Origin of the sequence: Chitinophaga tropicalis (assembly GCF_009758205.1) — a bacterium.
In the GTDB taxonomy this organism is placed as follows: Bacteria; Bacteroidota; Bacteroidia; order Chitinophagales; family Chitinophagaceae; genus Chitinophaga; species Chitinophaga tropicalis.
Genome location: NZ_WRXN01000011.1, coordinates 200117 through 218309, shown reverse-complemented (window position 1 = coordinate 218309; position 18193 = coordinate 200117). Strand labels below are relative to the sequence as shown.

The window sequence follows — 18193 nt, the reverse complement described above, 5'->3', positions numbered from 1 at the left end:
ACAGTTATGGCCATAATAACTGTGCCAGTATACAGGTTTATTAAAGCCTGCTGCAGCCTGTACAGTATTAGTTTGTTTTACAATGCTATAACCTTATCTTACACCAGCTAACAACGTTATTGAATATGTACTTCGGAAAACTACTACTGGCATGTGGCGTTCTTATTGGCGTCATAAAAGACAGCTATGCACAGGCTCCATTTGACGCTTCCCAGCTAAAAGTCTCCTGGGAAGTAGTGGAGAACAATCATAAGGACAAAGCGCAGTTCCTTTCAGCCTTCACTATTATCAATAAAAGTAAGAAGCCTTTCCCGGCCAAAGGCTGGCAGTTGTATTTCAACTTTGTACGCGCCATTACTCCCGGCGAAACTACCGGTGGGGTATCTGCAGCGCATATCAACGGAGACCTGTACAAACTGTCGCCGCTGGATAACAGTAAAGGCATAGCCCCTGGCGATTCCCTGCGTATAGAGCTGGTAGCTGCAGCCTGGGCTGTGAACTTCACAGATGCCCCGGACGGTCTGTACCTTGTATGGGACGGGAATCCGGCCAAAGGCTACAGTCTGAAAGATTACAGTATCCGTCCATCTACACAACCGAAGCAATACCTGCGTTTCCCGGGCGATAAAACGGCCCTGGTATCTGCGGCAGATGTATTTGAGCAGAATAAGAACATCCGGGATATTCCGGCAGCACAGCTGCCACTGGTATTCCCTACGCCGCAGGAGGTGACAACCGGGACCGGTGCATTTAGCCTGGATGGTAATGCACAGATCAGCGCTGCTCCGGCCTTTGCTGCTGAAGCAGCTTACCTGGGCGGAGAGCTGGCTGTACTGCTGGGCAAAAAGCCCGCTACGGGCGCCAACGGCGCCATCAAACTGGAAACAGATGCAAGTCTTGCACCTGAAGCTTATGTACTACAGGTAACAGAGCAGGGCATCACTATAAAAGCTGCTGATGCGGCAGGGGTTTTTTATGGCATACAATCGCTTAAAAGCATGCTGCCTCCGGCATCCTGGGCAGGTGTACAGAAATCAGTACAGGTGCCTGCCATTACTGTAAAAGATGCTCCCCGCTATGGTTACCGCGCTTTTATGCTCGATGTATCCCGCAACTTCCACAGCAAGCAGGATGTGCTTCGTTTACTGGACCTGATGGCATTATATAAACTGAATGTTTTCCATTTTCACCTGACTGACGATGAAGGCTGGAGACTGGAGATACCCTCATTGCCGGAGCTGACGGAAGTAGGCGCCCGCCGCGGACATGCCCCTGATGAAAGCGCATTCCTGCAGCCAGCTTATGGCTCCGGTCCTGAGCTGGTGAATGAAGCAGGAAGCGGTCACTATACAAAGCAGGATTTCATAGAGATACTTCGTTACGCAACGGACAGGCATATACGCGTTATTCCGGAGATTGAAACACCTGGTCATGCAAGAGCTGCTGTTAAGGCTATGGAAGCGCGTTATCAACGGTTGATGAAGCAGGGCAGGAAAGAAGATGCAACAGCTTACCTGCTCTCTGACCTGAATGATCAGTCAAAATATAATTCAGTACAGAACTGGAATGACAATGTGATCAACGTAGCACAGCCTTCCGTATACAGGTTCCTGGATAAAGTAGTGGAAGAATTGCAGGCAGATTATGCAGCAGCAAAGGCGCCGCTTGAATATGTACATATGGGTGGAGATGAGGTGCCTGCCGGGGTATGGGAAAAATCGCCTGTGGTAGCAGCGCTGATGCAGAAAGATAAGAGCATCCGGGAAGTGAATGACCTTTGGTATTATTACTATGGAAAGGTACATGGGCTGCTGAAAGCCCGTGGATTGAAGCTCTATGGCTGGGAAGAAATGGGCATGCGTAAGACAACGATAGATGGTAAAGCGCATAATATTCCCAATCCTGATTTCAGCAACAGTGAATTTATGGTGGACGTGTGGAATAATATTATGGGTGGCGGCGCTGAAGATCTGGCTTACAGGCTGGCTAACGCTAACTATAGAGTAGTGTTGTCTGGTGTAAGCAATATGTATTTTGACATGGCCTATATGAAATCTTTTGAAGAGCCGGGCTTTTACTGGGGTGGTTTTGTGGATATTGATAAGCCTTTTTATTTCATTCCGGAGAACTATTACAAGAACGCGAAGGTGGATGAGCTGGGCAACCCGCTGAACCCTGAGATATTTAAAGGGAAGGATAAGCTTACTGCTTATGGCGCAGCAAATATTGCCGGTGTGCAGGGATTGCTGTGGAGTGAAACTGTGAAGAACACTGCACGTATGGAATATATGATGCTGCCTAAGCTGCTGGGACTTGCCGAGCGGGCATGGGCTAAAAGCCCTGAATGGGCTGAGGAAAAGGATGCCGGCAGGAGTGAGGAGCTTTATCAGCAGGCCTGGAATACGTTTGTAAACGTAGTTGGGAAAAGGGAGTTGGTGAGGCTGGATCATTATAACGGAGGTTATCAGTATCGTATTCCGACGCCTGGCGTAGTAGTGGACAATGGTACTGTCAGCGCCAATATACAGTTGCCTGGCCTGGTGATACGTTATACTACAAATGGTAAAGAGCCGGACAGTAAGAGTCAGGCTTATACTGCGCCTATCAGTGATAAAGGCACTATCCGCTTTAAAGCTTTTGATACCCGTGGCCGTGGCAGCAGAGTGGCGGAGATTGTGAATAAGTAATGATCTGAAATGCAAAAAAAGAGGGCTGGCCCATAGGCCAGCCCTCTTTTTTTGCCAGTCTGCTGTAAGCGTATAAGGTATTAAAATCTCATTAAAGTAACAGGTCTTTACGTTCCGCCTTTCAACTTACATGTAGCTTTGTGTGTATAACTGAAGGAAACCACAAAACCATACCTGTAATGAAGCTGAAAGGAAAGCTGAACCTCGGAACATTATTACGCAAGCTGCATTGGAAAGAGTTGCTGGCAGTATTATTTATTTTACTGGGCATTTACTTTTTCCGGCAGCAGCGGCATGAGCTGCATTCACTCATGCCTGCCATTGAGCGCGCTGACCGCCTGTGGGTGGTTGTTGGCGTATTGCTTACAGGAGGTTATATTCTCCTGCAGGCCCTGATGTATTTTTACAGCTTCCGCTCAGTAGGCAGCAAACTGGATATAGGGAAGGGTACAGAACTTTTCCTTAAGCGGAACCTGCTCAGTATTTTCCTGCCTGCCGGAGGGGTAAGCTCACTGGCTTACCTGCCGCAAAGCCTGCGCCGCAGTCATATCAATAAACAGCAGATACACCAGGCATCCGGTATTTACGGGTTTGTGGGGATCTTCTCTGTATTCCTTGTAGGCATACCGGTTGTTGGTTATGCTATTCTGCATGATGAGTCTATGATGGAGGCTGTTGGCGGACTGCTGACCATTTGCCTGGTGCTGGGAGGTACAGTATGGCTGGTACGCTCTGTGCAGACAAAAGGTGTGGCATACAGGCTGCTGTCAAAGTATTTTCCCTCTGCAGTACATCATGTGGACGAGATCTTTGCCTTTAACCTGCATACGCCTTCTTTTGTGCGTACCATCCTGGTATCGGCAGGAATAGAGCTGGTGGGTATTGCGCATCTTTATCTCAGTATGCTGGCAACCGGCGCAACGCCTTCCCTGGAGGCTGCGTGTGTGGGATATATAGTAGCTACGATCTTCCTCATTGTATCGCCTTTTTTACGCGGTTTGGGCGCCATCGAGCTGTCTTTGACCTATTTGCTTACCAACTATGGTTTTTCGTCCCTGCAGGCCCTGGAAATAACGTTATTGTACCGTCTTTTTGAATTCTGGCTGCCTTTGCTGGCGGGTGTGCTGGCGTTTATCCTGAAAGGGCGGCACCTGGTGTTGCGTTTATTACCGCCGGTGCTGATCTTCCTGCTGGGAATGGTAAATATCTTTTCTGTTCTGACTCCTCCGCTGGCCAGCCGTATGCGTATGCTGAGGGCTTATATTCCCGGGGAGAGCATACATGCTTCCAACCTGCTGGTGGTTTTTCTCGGGCTGATCCTGCTGGTAACGGCCACTTTCCTGTTCAGGGGGCTTCGTAGCGCCTGGATAGTGGCCTTGTTTGTATCTGTGTTGTCGGCGATAGGGCATATCAGTAAAGCGCTGGACTATGAGGAAGCTGCCATGGCGCTGGGAACTTCCATTATCCTGATCATCACAGCCAGGCAGTACAGGGTGAAGAGCAACCGGCAGCTGGTCAATATAGGGGTGATCACGGCAGTAGCCACACTGGTGGTGGTACTTATTTTCGGAACAATAGGCTTTTACTTTCTGAATGTGCGGCATTTTGGAATGGACTTTACCTGGCAGCGTTCATTAAGGGCATCGTTTCATGGTTTCCTGTTGCTGGAAGATGATGGATTATCTCCTGTAACACGTTTCGGAAGAGAGTTTCTGAGTGCTATCAGGGTACTGGGCGTGGGCGCCTGGGCTTTCCTTTTCTATACGATCATCCGCCCTTACCTGCCGGCCGGTAAGCAGACCAATGCTGCGCTGGAAAAGGCGCAGTATTACCTGAGCCAGTACGGGAGTTCTGCGATGGACCATTTTAAAGTAGGAGATGATAAGCTATTATATATTTCAGAGAGGCATCAGGGGTTTATTGCTTATCGTGTAGCCAGTAGTTTTGCAGTGGTGCTGGAAGAACCGGTATGTGCAGATGATGCAAAATTGCCGTTGCTGCAGGAGTTTGAAGAGCAATGCCGGAAAATGGGGTTACGGCCTGCCTTTTACAGGGTAGACGAGCAAAGTATGTACTACTTTGAACATCTCCGTAAAAAGAGACTGCTGATAGGGCAGGAGGGGATAGTGGATGTTTCTGCATTTACGCTGAGCGGGAAAGATAAAAAATCGATGCGTAACGGGTTGAACAGCCTGGCAGCAAAAGGGTATGTGACCACTATGCATCATGCGCCGTTGCCGTCTGCTCTGGTACAGGAATTGAAAGAAGTGTCTGATGAATGGCTGAAGCAGTACGAAGTAAAAGAGATGACGTTCTCTCAGGGGTTGTTTGACCCGGACGATATACGTGAGCAGGATGTGATCACGGTCACGGATGCGGAGGGGCAGGTGGCCGCTTTCCTGAATATCATACCGGATTATGCGCCGGGAGAATGTACCTACGATCTTATCCGTAAACGAACGGAAGCCCCGGGAGGTTGCATGGATGCGCTGATCATAGCATTGATACAGCATGCACAGGCACAGGGCCTGCAATATCTTAATCTCGGGCTGGTGCCCATGTCTGGTATCCAGCAGCCGCAGAATACAGCTGAACAGGTGGTGAAATTTGCATATGAAAAGATAAAAGCTTTCCGTCATTATCATGGGTTGCGTGAGTTTAAAGAAAAGTATGCAACGGAATGGTCAAATAAATACCTTGTGTACGAGCATGACTTTGACCTGATCCAGCTGCCAGCTGCCCTGAGTAAGGTGATGAAAGCATAAAGGAACAGTTATGACCGGAAGAAAATATTATTTGTTGTTGCTGACATGTCTGTTCAGCACAGTGATTGCAACTGCACAGACAGATATCAGTAAGTTGCCTGTAACAGTAAAAGCCCCTCCTGTGGGTATTGCGCAACATCCGGTAGTGCTTTATATTACCGGTGATGGCGGAATGAAGAAGTTCTCGGTAGATATGGTGAATACGCTGGCTGGAAAGGGTTTCCCGGTAATAGGCCTGAATGCGTTGAAATACTTCTGGAGTAAAAAAACGCCACAGCAGGCTGCTACTGATATAGCCGCTCTTTTGCAGCATTATGCTGCGCAGTGGAATAATCATGCGTTCATACTGGTGGGTTATTCAATGGGGGCAGATGTACTGCCTTTTATTTACAGGCAGTTATCGCCCGCCCTGCAGTCGCAGGTGCAGCACCTGGTGTTCATGTCTCCTTCTGCCAATACGGATATGGTAGTGCATTTGTCAGATATGCTGGGTAAGACCTCTACGGGTAATATGAGTGTGTCTGGCGCTATGAATGGTATTACAGGCAAGCCTTTGCTGCTGATATTTGGTCAGGATGAAAAAGATTTTGATATGAAGCAGCTTACTATCAGTAATTACAAGCACCTGGTGCTGCCTGGGGGGCATCATTATAATGATGATGCTTTGTCTGTTGTACAACAAATACTCTCACATATTAACATTCCCTGAGTAATAAATGCCTTGAATTAACCCCTTGTTAACAGCCTTGCCGGGCTGTTAAAGCCATGTAATTTCCTTGTCCTGTAAAGGTTTCATATACATGCGCTTACAGGAATGGGTTATTAGATTTTTTATCCGTTAACAAATTATTAACCAAATTCTGCGGCGTGTATTGTAACATTACAACGTAGTAATGTAGCAGAGAAAGTAAAAAGTATACCACTATTTGTCAGCCATGGAAACACCCCTCAGGTATCTACCTGAGAGGATTAAAACGAGACACCAAATTCTTGTAGCTAGAATGGATAAAAATTATGCTCTGAATATATTGCCCGGTTGTGGAATTGTGCTGTCGAAAGCCGCGGTAGACAAGCCTTTTAATGGTTGGTTTTTGATGAAAACTCCCCAGGTTTCCACCGGGGGAGTTTCTGTTTTTTGCTGTCAGACGGGCTGCAGTAAAAAACTGTTTAGCTGCAGCAAAATAGCAGTACAATTTTTTAGCTTGCATGCTTACTATCCTGTTTGTGGAATTGGCTTTTACTCTTACCCTCAAAATAGATTTTTATGAAAGATGTACTTACTTATGCCGGAAACGGCATACCCTGTTTTATTCACGAAGGAAGGGGAAACCCTTAATGAACATGTTGTTGTTGGTTAACTAAAAAACTATCAACCTTTCAATTCAGGACGCGACGTATGAAAGACACATATTTACTGGCTTCTCAACACACAACAGCTATGGAGAGAACCATTGTAGACTTGGATCAGTTCACCTGTTATTTTATTAAGAACATTGTAAACCCCGCTATGCCAGCATGCCTAAACGTTATTTTGAAAGACTGCAAACCATTGATTATCTGATAAGGATCAAAGGCACCGGAAAACCTGCTCATCTTGCAAAAAGATTGCGTATTTCCGAAAGGACCCTGTTTGAATTCTTAAAGATGATGAAAGAGCTCGGAGCGCCTATAGCGTATGATCGCTATAAGGAAAGCTATTATTACTCGGAAAAAGGCGGATTCAATATACGATTCGTCAAAAACCTGACACTTGCATTGGTGACGTTGGTCCCATTCATTGATTTTTGACCCACATCTCCACTGTTGAAATAGTTTTCCTCCTGCGTCTGCTTTTTTGCAGGGGATTTCCCTTGCCTCGGCGGAATTACTGCGGAGTATCATGCTCCGCAGTTAACTCCGCATTAACTATTCCCTTAACGGTGAATTAACTCTTCCCTCCTGAATCCTGCTTATCTTTCCTATTGTTCAAATCTTCTGGCAGAAGATCTTTTCAGATTATTTTTTCTCATAAGACGGTTTAGATTTCATAAGCTTCTGTACGCAGGTTTCTGTTAAGTTACCTGCCGATTTAAAAAAACAAAATGCCCTTACTGTTGAGCAGTAAGGGCATGAACATTCACATATCAACCGTTGCAGTTTCAGAATGGCAATAAATGCTTACCGCAACAAAAAAAAACTTTGAAAATCAATTTTTTGGGTGGATCGTTATATCAAAATTAGAGATAATGTTTTGAATACGTGGTTAACCGATTGTTAAGGCTCGCCGCACAGTAAAAATCCCGGCAGAAAACAAGCATACAGTCCCTCAACTTTTCTTGTAATACTCTCACCATTAACATGTAACTTTCAGTAAAATTTACGCCACAACCCTCTTTGCCAATTTCTTTTCCCTGGCCATAAACGTAGCCGCTTTTTTTCGTTAATTCTAATATTGTACAAATTTTTTATTAGTATTTAATGAAAAATCATATACTTATCCGATTGACTACTGCTTGTATTTGTTACAAATTTGTTTTGGTATGTAGGGCCACGTAATCTGAACAGTTGCAACCATATAAACCCAAAAAAAATAATATGAAAAATGTGAGGCGGAACAACGCAGATCCGGCAGGTGGGGATGACTCTTTAGAGACAGAAGCTGGAATTGGGGATGCAAAACAAATGATTCATCAACTGGCAAGAGATATATGCAACGTCGTATTTGTAGATACTGATATCCACGGACTAACACCAGCAGATGCCGCCGGTTTCCTGAAGAATGCTTACCCGGAAATGAACATAGTACTGTTTTCCCTGCACGGAAACCGTTCAATAACAGCAATACCACAAAGCAGCAGTCAAACTCCTCAGTCGCCAGCCCCTCTGGCAGAATTTATTACACAGGTATACGATACTGCCATGCAGGCCAATATAACTGCCGTACAGAAAGTATTTGCCTTTTTTAACAGGCAACCGGGCATTGTTACAGGCCAGTACGGTCTTTCTCCACGTGAGCTGCAGGTACTGGATTGCCTGGTAAATGGCCAGACCTATAAAAAGATAGCAGAGCATTGTCATATCAGTGTTGGTACAGTACGCTCCCACATTATGAATATTTACCGTAAGCTTGATGTCAACTCCCGTTCCAGCGCCATTGTCAAAGCCATGCAGGAGAAACTGGTAGGATAACCGGTTATTCCTGTACATAACTTTTTATCCCCGGCATTGTTATCAATAGAAACTCGTATTTTAGATCAGAACCTTTTCTGTCATTTCAGCTATCTGCCACTTGTCAATTTAGTTGCTATACCCCACATCAAACCGCTTGCAGGCATCTTACCTGCCAGTCCGTTTACCCCTTACTCCGCTTTCCGTTAATCAATAATGGCTTATTGAATATTGATCACGTATCAGAAAAAAAGATGTTATGAAAATTTCTACCAGAACAGCCGGAGCCCTGCTGCTGATGGTAACCGCTGCTTTTTTTGCCGGCGGGCAATCTTCAGTGGCCCAGGCAACATCCGCCGGACCGGAAACCAGTCGCATGCCGGAACAGACCGGCCCCGTAAAGGGAACCGTGAAAGATGATAAAGGAACACCCCTTATAGGGGTTACTATCCGCGTAAAAGGTACAAGCGCAGGCACTACCACCGGGCCGGACGGCTCTTTCACCCTCAACCTGCCTGAAGGAAAAGATTCGCTGGTGATCTCTTACCTGGGATATGTTACCCAGGAAATAAAGGCAGGCGCTTCTCCTGTAAATGTGGTACTGCTATCAGCCGAAAGTCAGCTGGAACAGGTAGTGGTGGTAGGTTATGGCACACAACGTAAAAGGGATCTTACCGGCTCCATTTCATCCCTGAAGGGTGAAGCGCTGGCAGCCCAGCCGGTGCAAACGCCTACCCAGGCGGCTCAGGGCCGTATTGCGGGGGTACAGGTCATTGCTTCCGGTCAGCCTAACTCCCAGCCACAGATCAGGGTAAGAGGTACCGGCTCTGTACTGGCCGGCGCTAACCCATTGTATGTAGTGGATGGAGTGCTGACAGACGATATACGGAATATTGCCACTGCAGATATCCTTACTATGGACGTACTGAAAGATGCTTCTGCAGCGATTTATGGTGTACGTGCAGCCAACGGGGTGATCATTATCACCACCAGGAAAGGCAAGGCCGGTAAACCACAGGTACGCTATGATGCCAATGCTGGCTATCGCGAAGCTTCCAACCTGGTAAAAATGGCCAACAGGCAGCAGTATATAGATTACCTGGCAGATGCTGCTCCGGGAAAGGACGCTATCAATAACCCCTATGTGTACGGCGGCACTACCAACTGGTATGATGCTGTGCTGCGCAAAGCTTTCCAGATGAACCATAATATTTCTGTTTCAGGTGGTTCGGAGAACAACACATATTACCTGAGCGGAGGGTATATCCAGGAAGACGGTATCATACAGACCAACAATTTTAAACGCTTTACATTCAGGGCCAACAATGATGTTAATATTACCGACAAGCTGAAGTTTATTTCCCAGATCTCCTATTCACGCGCTACGACCCGCGATGTGGAGCTGAAAGATACTTACCGTAACATTTACCGGGCAGCTCCGATAGTAAAGGCCTTTGAAGACGGGCGCTATGGTAACACCTCAGGGTGGGCTAACGTTGGTAATCCCTTACTCTCCCTCAATAAACGGAATGATGGCAGGCAGGAAAGCAGGGTGCAGGGGAATGTAGCACTGGAATATACTCCTGTGTCAGCATTGAAACTGCGCTCTGCTTTTAATGCAGACCTCAAATATGGGAATGACCGCGTTTATGCTTACAGGTACCTGAATGACGATGTTACATTCCTGGTGGCGGGAGGTAATCAGCAGACCCCCAACAGCCGCCTTACCAGAGAGGAATACCGGTCTCAGGGCTGGATATGGGATAATACTATCACTTTCGACAAAGCATTCGGCAGGCATTCCCTCACTTTACTGGCTGGTTCTGTGACAGAAGGTTTTTATACCACTTCCCTGAAAGGGGAACGTATAAATGTGCCTGAAGATCCTGACCTCTGGTACCTGGCCCTTGGAGATCCGAATATACAGTCCACGCTGACCAACACGGGCGATAAATACGCCCGTCAATCCTTTGTAGGACGCGTTAACTACAGCTATGACAGCAAGTATCTGCTCAGTGCATCTATCCGCGCAGATGGCAGCTCCAAATTCAGTGAGCGCTGGGGATATTTTCCTACCGTAGGGCTGGGGTGGGTACTGTCACAGGAAGGGTTTATGAAGGACCAGCAGTTGTTTGATTTCCTGAAACTGAGGGCAAGCTGGGGCCTGCTTGGGAATGATAACATTCCTACCAATGCCTATGTGGCTGTTACCAGCGTGGACGTACCTTACGTTTTTGGCGGCGCAGTGAACATTGGCGGTGCAATCAAAGATCTGAAAGACCCTTCCCTGAAATGGGAACAGACGGAGCAATACGATATAGGACTTGAATTTACCCTGCTTAAAAACCGACTGAGCGGTGAATTTGATTATTACAGCAAACACACAAAAGATGCGCTTGTAATAGTGAATACACCTGCATTGCTGGGAGACCAGGACAACTCCTATATAACCAATGCCGCCTCCTTTAAGAACCAGGGATTTGAAATATCCCTGAACTGGAAGGATAATATCACGGAAGAGCTTTCTTACAGTGTGGGTGGTAATATCACTTTCAACACCAATGAGCTGACAGGTCTGAATGGCGGTCAGGCTTTGCTTGGAGGAGAAGTTGGCCAGCAGAGTTTTGTGACCCGCACAGATAACGGTCATCCGGTAGGCAGCTTTTATGTAAGAAAAGCGCTGGGTGTGTTCAGGGACCAGGCGGAGATAGATAATTACAGGTCTGCAGATGGTAAGGTTATTCAGCCTAATGCGCAACCCGGGGACCTGAAGTATGCAGACCTGGACAGAGACGGGGATATTGATAATGACGACCGGTTCTATGCCGGCTCTTTCCAGCCCAAATGTTTCTTTGGCTTTAACCTTGGGCTTAACTACAGGGGCCTGGACTTCAGTGCTAATTTCTACGGTAATGCAGGAAATAAGATCTATAACGGTAAAAAGGCATACCGTTTTGATAATGCAGACAATATTGAGGCTGATTATGCCAGCAGGAGGTGGACAGCCGCAAGGCCATCTTCTACTGATCCGCGGGTGATCAATTCTGCTACACCTGCTTCCACTTATTTTATTGAATCAGGGACTTATCTGCGACTGAATAACCTGACAGTAGGATATACCCTGCCGGCAAAAATGCTGAAGGCGATAGGCATCAGCAATTTCAGGGTGTATGCTACCTCTCAGAACCTCTTTACGCTGAAGAAGTTCAGCGGGTTCAGTCCTGAGTTGCCAGGAGGTACAATTGATGATGCTAATGCTACCAATAACAAGAGCGGTGTGCTTGATGCAGGGATAGAGCTGAGTGCATATCCTACTACGCGGACTTTTGCTCTTGGCGTGAATGTCTCATTTTAAAAAGGAAGATCATGAATCAGATACATAAAAATACTGTTCTGTGGTGCTTACCGGCAATATTGCTGTTTTCCGGGATATTTGCCTGCAATAATTACCTGGATGTAAAACCACAGGGACAGTTAAACGAAGAAGCCGCCGCTTCAGATCCGGCAACAGCGCAGAAGCTGGTGATAGGTGTATATAACACTATGTGGGAAGGTAATATGCATGGTTTCCCGTTTGTGGTGATGACCAATGTTGCATCTGATGATGCGGATAAGGGCAGTAATGCTACTGACGATCTGCCTAATTCCGGCCGCATAGATAACCTGGACATGGATGCGTCCATCAATCATATAAACAGTATCTGGAGTGGTTATTACCTGGGCATTGCCCGTGCTAACCAGGCTATACAGGTATTGGGGGGCAGTACGCTGGAGGAAACACTTAAGAATCAGCTGCTGGGGGAGGTCCGTTTCCTGCGTGCATATTTCTATTTTAACCTGGTAAGGTTCTTTGGCGGAGTACCTGAAGTGGACAAGGTTATTTCTCCGCAGGAGGCCGCCAGTGCCACTTACCAGACCAAAGCCACCAAAGACGAGATCTATCAGTTCATTATTGAAGACCTTGAATTTGCGTTGGCCAATGTGGCTGCAAAAGGAGGCGCCAATACCAGTGCGGGGCGTGTTACAAAGGGAGCGGCAGCAGGTATGCTGGCAAAAGTGATGCTATACCGCCAGAACTGGCAAAGGGCATACAGCCTGGCAGATTCTGTTATTACGCAGAAGGTGGGCGCTTACGGTCTGGACAACAGCTATTTTGATATCTGGCGGGAAACGGGAGCTAACAGCCAGGAATCCCTGTTTGAAGTGCAGACAGGCATCAATTCAATATGTGAGGCAGGTATTGCCAGTTATGCGGAATGCCAGGGAGTAAGGGCCGGTGGCAAATTTGGATGGGCTGACCTGGGCTGGGGCTTTGGAGCGCCTTCTCAAAGCCTGCTGAATGAATATGCTGCCGGCGATACCCGCAGGGAAGCCTCTATTATTTTCATTGGTGCAACCGGTACTGTGCTGTGGGACGGCGTAAGGGTACCCAGCCAGGACAGTGTGGAAAATCCCCGTTATAATTATAAATCCTATCATAGCCAGGTAAAGGAATCCTATTGTGGTAACAGGGGGCGTATGCCTAAGAACCTGCGTATACTGCGTTATGGAGAAATACTGCTGATCCGTGCTGAAGCAGCTTTTGCCCTGGGTAATACGGCTACTGCGCTGGCAGATGTGAATGCGTTGCATCCGCGTGCCGGGCTGGCCCCTCTGGGCAGTATAGACAGGCATGCTATCTGGCATGAAAGGAGGGTGGAGCTGGCACTTGAACATGACAGGTACTTTGATCTGATCCGGCAGGATGAAGTAGAGCCGGGTACTGCTGCTGCTGCTTTTGCGGCACATGGTAAAACATTTGCGGCGAAGAATAAGGTGTTTCCTATACCTCGCCAGCAGATAGATCTGAGTAATAATAATCTTGTGCAGAACGACGGATACTGACCTGCTTTTTTCAGCAGCTCTGTAAAAAAATAATATTATGGAGCTGCTGAAAAAAATATCTGCAACCCCTTGTTTATTAATTATATTATGAATAAATTTATGTACCTATGAAAAAATAGATAACCTATGAAATGGATTGAAGAACTCAATGTGATCTACCAAAAACTGGGGGCGGTAGGCTTCGAAGAAGTAAAAAAAGAAATTTTAAGAGCTCAGATGAGCGGCCACGGCGGAGAAACTTACTATCTTGTTCTGCAACAGCTCATTATGATCAAGAAAGACAAAGTACAGATCTATGAACTGATCAAAGGTGAAGTAGAGAATATCATTCACTTCAGCAAACACATGATCCATCTGAATTAAGAGCAATGGCTCAGGATGCCAGTTCTTCTCTCAACCTGGTTGCTTTCCAGTAAACATGAGAATTTTCGGGTATTTTCAGCAGCCATTCCAGGCATTGCTGTTTGTCTCCTTCTCTGAGATAGCTCAGGGCTATGTAAAATGCTGCATCGTAGCGGTATGGTGAGTTGCCTGCATATATTTTCAGCAGGTCTGTACGGCCTTCTGTCATCCTTCTTTCGTCTACCAGGCTTACTCCCCTGTAATAACGTGCTGCGATATGCAGTGAGTCTTTCTGTAATACTTTGTCAAGCAGTGGTATTGCTGCTCCGAAATGTCCCCTGTTGAAATTTGCCGCCGCCTGGTGCAGCAGCAGTGACGTATCCTGCTCGCCCTGCACCCGGTGGGCGTGCATCATTTCTGTGCCGGAAAATTGTCTGTATATGTCTTTGCGCCATGGGCTCAGAAAGAGTAATCCGGCCAGGGCCGCTGCTATTATAGCGGTGATGCTTACGTATATACTGACGTTGACGCTGGGGGTATCTTTTGTATGGAACCAGCGCTGGCGCTGACCTGCTATTATTTCTTCCAGCTCATCCCGGACATTGTCAGCCTCCTGTTTGTTGTGTGGAGAAGCCAGGGCTTCTTCTATATACCTGATATGTTGTTCGTCCAGGCCGGGAGCAGGCGCTACCGGATGAAAGGCCATTCCCTTACCGGGGGATTTCTGCATCAGGTCCTGCTTCCATTTCAGCTGGCAGGCATATAGGAAAAAAGTTTCGAAGGGATTGGTAAGGGTGAGTTTGTGATGATGTGCATAATCGTAGATGGCCATCAGGACATCTTCAAATACATTGGCAGCTTCCCTGATATTACCGCCCCAACCTGTTACCATATGTTTCACTTTGCGGGCAAAACGTTTGTAAATAACATCTACAATGGCAGGGGAGCTGTCCAGTAAACCATCTATATATTCATCATCATTATTTATTATCCGGCTGGAAACCATAAGTTGTTTCGTCTGCTACTGAGATTAAAAGTATAAAACACTGTTCAATGGGCAAAAAATTAATGCACAGGCAATCTGAATACTATCTCTACAATGCCTGTGCCGAATTTTGAGTGCAGTAAAAGCGCTCTAAGCAGGTAGTTCCGCTTACCGGTGCTCACACAAAGCAGACACCAGTTTCCCTAATATCTGTTTCAGGGCGGAAGCGTCTTCCAGCCCTGTAATACCTGTATATTCTTTTTCTATTTCCTGGAAACTTTCCGCGGCAGAGACAATGAGTTTCTTCCCTTCGTCTGTCAGACAGATCACAGATGCGCGGTTATCTGTAGAATGTTTACATGTGTGTATATAACCACCGGCTTCCAGGTTTTTCACTACTTTACTCATTGCCTGTTTGGTGATACGCGCTTTTTTAGCCAGCTCATTATTTATAGTTCCTTCCGGTGGTATATTTATTATCAGTACAAGATCTCCCAGTTTAAAATTTTCGTATCCCCTTTTTTGCAGTTTGTCCAGTATTCTGTTATCCATGTCCCTTTTCAGCAATCCTAACATACGTATCAGGCTATGCTGCCGTTGCGCCAGATGGTATTGCAGTTGCTCATCCAGTGAACTGTTCATGTTATTACTTTTTCAGGGTCAATAAATATCTTTACCGGGCCAGCAGCCAGCTGCTAACCTTCTCGTTTCTTATCCCAACCTTATAAAGCTGCCAGCTGGCAGCAGGTGTGGACTTTCATTTATTAAAAAGGGAACGCGCAATACCGGTTTCCAATCCGCGCAGTTCTGCCAGTCCTCTGAGGCGGCCTATTGCGCTGTAACCCGGATTGGTTTTTTTATGCAGGTCATCCAGCATCTGATGCCCGTGGTCAGGCCGCATTGGAATAGATACATTCCTTTTATGCATGATAGCCAGGATGCCTCTTACTACTGCATACATATCCACATCTCCTTCCAGGTGATTAGCCTCGTGGAAATTGCCGAGAGCATCCCGCTGTGTGCTACGCAAGTGTATGAAGTGAATATGTTCGCCCAGGCGTTCTACCATCCCCGGTAGATCATTATCTGGTCTTACACCATAAGAGCCGGTGCAGAAACAGAGCCCGTTTGCAGCGTAAGGCGCTGCTGCCAGCAGTTCCCTTGCATCCTGTTCTGTGCTTACTATTCTTGGTAAACCCAGGATAGGGAACGGAGGATCGTCCGGGTGGATGGCCAGCCTGATACCTACTTCTTCTGCAACAGGAGCTATTTGCTGCAGGAAATAAAAGAGATGGAGTTTGAGTTGTGTGGCATCTATGCCTTTATATTTATCCAGCGCTTCCTGGAATTTTTGTAAAGTGAAGCTCTCTTCAGAACCCGGTAGCCCTGCAATAATGTTCTTTTGCAGCAATGCTTTTTCAGCCTCGGTCATACTGTCAAAATGTTCTTTGGCCATTGAGATCTCTGCCGGGTCATAATCATTCTCTGCACCTGGTCTTTGTAACATGAAGAGATCAAAAGCCATGAAAGCAGCCTTCTCAAAACGCAGTGCTTTTGAGCCGTCTGCTACGGTATAGGCAAGGTCTGTTCTTGTCCAGTCCAGTACGGGCATGAAATTGTAAGTCACAACATGGATGCCGCATCTGGCAAGATTTCTCAGGGATTGCTGATAGTGCTGTATGTATTCTTTAAACCTGCCGCTTTGTGTTTTGATATCTTCATGAACGGGCACACTTTCCACTACAGACCAGGTCAGGCCGGCAGCAGCTATTGTTTCTTTCCGTATCATGATCTCTTCAACAGTCCAAACCTCTCCATTCGGAACATGGTGTAATGCCGTTACAATACCGGTAGCGCCGGCTTGTTTAATATCGGCAAGGCTTACGGGATCATTAGGCCCGAACCACCGCCATGTCTGTTCCATTCTTAACATACGCATATAAAGGTTTAAATTATTCTTAATTTCTGCAAACGTAAGAAAATCTGCCGGGATGAACCAACTCCACTGTTACTTCTTCTCTGCCGGAGATGTCAATACTACAATAATGTCCATGACATTTGTCTGCGTAGGCCCTGTCTTCAGCAATCCGCCTGCCTGTTCAAAGAAATGATAGGAGTCATGTTCCAGCAGGTAATGTTCTGCATCCAGGCCTTCCTGCGCAGCCTTTGCCATGATGCCGGCATCTGCCAGGGCGCCTGCAGCGTCAGTAGGGCCGTCTGTACCATCGGTACCTGCGCTCAGTAAAAGGATGTTTCCTCTTCCTTCCAGTGCTATACCGGCGGCTAATGCCAGATGCTGGTTCCTGCCTCCCAGGCCGTTGCCGGTTACGGTAACAGTAGTTTCTCCACCTGTAAGGAGGCAGACGGCCTTTCCTGTTTCCTGCTGTGCAGCCTCCTGTACCAGGCGTCTGGCCAGTTGTACGGCATCTCCGGTTATGCCGTCACTGAGTATCCGGGTATCATATCCCAGTTCCCGTGCCTTTCGGGCAGCTGCTTCCAGGGCGATCCGGTTACTGCCTGTAAGGTGGTTGCTGACTGTTTCAAATCGCGGATGTCCCGGTTTAGGCGTTTCCGGGATAGTACCGGCGCATCCCTGTAACAGGTGCTTCCGTATGGCGGGAGGTATTTTCAGGGAAAGCCCGTATTGTTCCAGTATGTTGTATGCTTCCTTAAAGGTGGATGGGTCAGGTACAGTAGGCCCGGAGCCTATTACAGGCAGATCATCGCCTACCACATCACTCAGTATAAGGCTGCAGAATGCGCTGGTATTGGCCCGCAAAGCCAGCTGACCGCCTTTTACGGCAGACAGGTGTTTCCGTACAATATTCATTTCATGGATAGTGGCGCCGCTTTTCAGCAGCAATCCGAATACCTGCTGTACCTGTTGCAGGTCTGCTCCCTTTGGATAGTCTGCCATCAGGGAGGATGCTCCCCCGGATAACAGGAACAGCACTACATCATGCTCCCGGACTTCATTCAGCAGCTGCAGCATTTTCTGTGTAGCCTGTACGCTGCTTTGATCGGGCACCGGATGCCCTGCTTCTTCCAGCAGAATATGTTTTAAGGGTAACCCATGTGCGTGTTTGGTGATGACCATGCCTTTCAATGGCAGGCCTTCAAGGACGTCTTCCAGGCTCTGTGCCATGGCAGCCGATGCTTTTCCTGCACCAAATATCCATACAGGCCTGCCGGCCGGTAGTGGATAAACCCTACCACAGACCTGCAATTGACCGTTCTGCCACTGTACATGTTGCCGCATCAGTGCGGATGGCTGTACTGATGCTACTCCTGCCCCGAATATTTCTATAGCGTCTGCTCTCATCATACTGCAAAGAAAAAAAATAAGGATGCCGGGAAGCATCCTTATCAGAAATATTTTAAAA

12 protein-coding genes are annotated in these 18193 nt (G+C 47.1%); 8 read left to right on the top strand and 4 right to left on the bottom strand.

The window, feature by feature from the left end; genetic code table 11:
- Positions 1–125: 125 nt before the first annotated feature.
- The 8 genes from GO493_RS22715 (at position 126) to GO493_RS22680 (ending at position 13846) form a co-directional block, all read left to right on the top strand.
- Complete coding sequence (locus tag GO493_RS22715) at positions 126–2687, top strand: family 20 glycosylhydrolase (protein WP_157308519.1); 2562 nt, start codon at positions 126–128, stop codon at positions 2685–2687.
- A 179-nt stretch (positions 2688–2866) separates the two neighbouring features.
- Positions 2867–5452, top strand: a complete 2586-nt coding sequence (locus GO493_RS22710; RefSeq protein ID WP_157308518.1) for a phosphatidylglycerol lysyltransferase domain-containing protein — start codon at positions 2867–2869, stop codon at positions 5450–5452.
- A gap of 10 nt (positions 5453–5462) precedes the next feature.
- Positions 5463–6161 (top strand): AcvB/VirJ family lysyl-phosphatidylglycerol hydrolase, encoded by a 699-nt coding sequence (locus GO493_RS22705; RefSeq protein ID WP_157308517.1) that lies wholly within the window; start codon positions 5463–5465, stop codon positions 6159–6161.
- A gap of 806 nt (positions 6162–6967) precedes the next feature.
- On the top strand, positions 6968–7240 hold the full coding sequence (locus tag GO493_RS22700) for a hypothetical protein (RefSeq protein ID WP_157308516.1): 273 nt from the start codon (positions 6968–6970) through the stop codon (positions 7238–7240).
- A gap of 786 nt (positions 7241–8026) precedes the next feature.
- Positions 8027–8620, top strand: a complete 594-nt coding sequence (locus tag GO493_RS22695) for a response regulator transcription factor (protein WP_157308515.1) — start codon at positions 8027–8029, stop codon at positions 8618–8620.
- A gap of 238 nt (positions 8621–8858) precedes the next feature.
- Complete coding sequence (locus tag GO493_RS22690; protein ID WP_157308514.1) at positions 8859–11954, top strand: SusC/RagA family TonB-linked outer membrane protein; 3096 nt, start codon at positions 8859–8861, stop codon at positions 11952–11954.
- Between the two features lie 11 nt (positions 11955–11965).
- Complete coding sequence (locus tag GO493_RS22685) at positions 11966–13483, top strand: RagB/SusD family nutrient uptake outer membrane protein (RefSeq protein ID WP_157308513.1); 1518 nt, start codon at positions 11966–11968, stop codon at positions 13481–13483.
- 126 nt (positions 13484–13609) lie between these two features.
- On the top strand, positions 13610–13846 hold the full coding sequence (locus GO493_RS22680; protein WP_157308512.1) for a hypothetical protein: 237 nt from the start codon (positions 13610–13612) through the stop codon (positions 13844–13846).
- A 10-nt stretch (positions 13847–13856) separates the two neighbouring features.
- On the opposite strand, the gene GO493_RS22675 is transcribed toward GO493_RS22680, so the two are convergent.
- The 4 genes from GO493_RS22675 to GO493_RS22660 all read right to left on the bottom strand — a co-directional run bounded on the left by GO493_RS22675 (position 13857) and on the right by GO493_RS22660 (position 18135).
- Positions 13857–14831: a tetratricopeptide repeat protein gene (locus tag GO493_RS22675; protein ID WP_157308511.1), complete on the bottom strand. Its 975-nt coding sequence runs from the start codon at positions 14829–14831 to the stop codon at positions 13857–13859.
- Between the two features lie 147 nt (positions 14832–14978).
- Positions 14979–15452 carry a MarR family winged helix-turn-helix transcriptional regulator gene (locus GO493_RS22670; RefSeq protein WP_157308510.1) on the bottom strand — a complete coding sequence of 158 codons (474 nt, stop codon included), beginning with the start codon at positions 15450–15452 and terminating at the stop codon, positions 14979–14981.
- A gap of 115 nt (positions 15453–15567) precedes the next feature.
- Positions 15568–16743 (bottom strand): mannonate dehydratase, encoded by a 1176-nt coding sequence (gene uxuA / locus GO493_RS22665; RefSeq protein WP_157308509.1) that lies wholly within the window; start codon positions 16741–16743, stop codon positions 15568–15570.
- Positions 16744–16818: 75 nt separating this feature from the next.
- A complete protein-coding gene (locus tag GO493_RS22660; RefSeq protein ID WP_157308508.1) occupies positions 16819–18135 on the bottom strand; it encodes a glycerate kinase type-2 family protein in 1317 nt (438 codons plus the stop codon).
- Positions 18136–18193 lie beyond the last annotated feature (58 nt).

Coding starts and splice junctions, on each gene's coding strand:
- GO493_RS22695 (WP_157308515.1), top strand. CDS start 8,027: ATGAAAAATGTGAGGCGGAACAACGCAGATCCGGCAGGTGGGGATGAC.
- GO493_RS22715 (WP_157308519.1), top strand. CDS start 126: ATGTACTTCGGAAAACTACTACTGGCATGTGGCGTTCTTATTGGCGTC.
- uxuA (WP_157308509.1), bottom strand. CDS start 16,743: ATGTTAAGAATGGAACAGACATGGCGGTGGTTCGGGCCTAATGATCCC.
- GO493_RS22680 (WP_157308512.1), top strand. CDS start 13,610: ATGAAATGGATTGAAGAACTCAATGTGATCTACCAAAAACTGGGGGCG.
- GO493_RS22670 (WP_157308510.1), bottom strand. CDS start 15,452: ATGAACAGTTCACTGGATGAGCAACTGCAATACCATCTGGCGCAACGG.
- GO493_RS22690 (WP_157308514.1), top strand. CDS start 8,859: ATGAAAATTTCTACCAGAACAGCCGGAGCCCTGCTGCTGATGGTAACC.
- GO493_RS22685 (WP_157308513.1), top strand. CDS start 11,966: ATGAATCAGATACATAAAAATACTGTTCTGTGGTGCTTACCGGCAATA.
- GO493_RS22700 (WP_157308516.1), top strand. CDS start 6,968: ATGCCTAAACGTTATTTTGAAAGACTGCAAACCATTGATTATCTGATA.
- GO493_RS22705 (WP_157308517.1), top strand. CDS start 5,463: ATGACCGGAAGAAAATATTATTTGTTGTTGCTGACATGTCTGTTCAGC.
- GO493_RS22710 (WP_157308518.1), top strand. CDS start 2,867: ATGAAGCTGAAAGGAAAGCTGAACCTCGGAACATTATTACGCAAGCTG.
- GO493_RS22675 (WP_157308511.1), bottom strand. CDS start 14,831: ATGGTTTCCAGCCGGATAATAAATAATGATGATGAATATATAGATGGT.
- GO493_RS22660 (WP_157308508.1), bottom strand. CDS start 18,135: ATGATGAGAGCAGACGCTATAGAAATATTCGGGGCAGGAGTAGCATCA.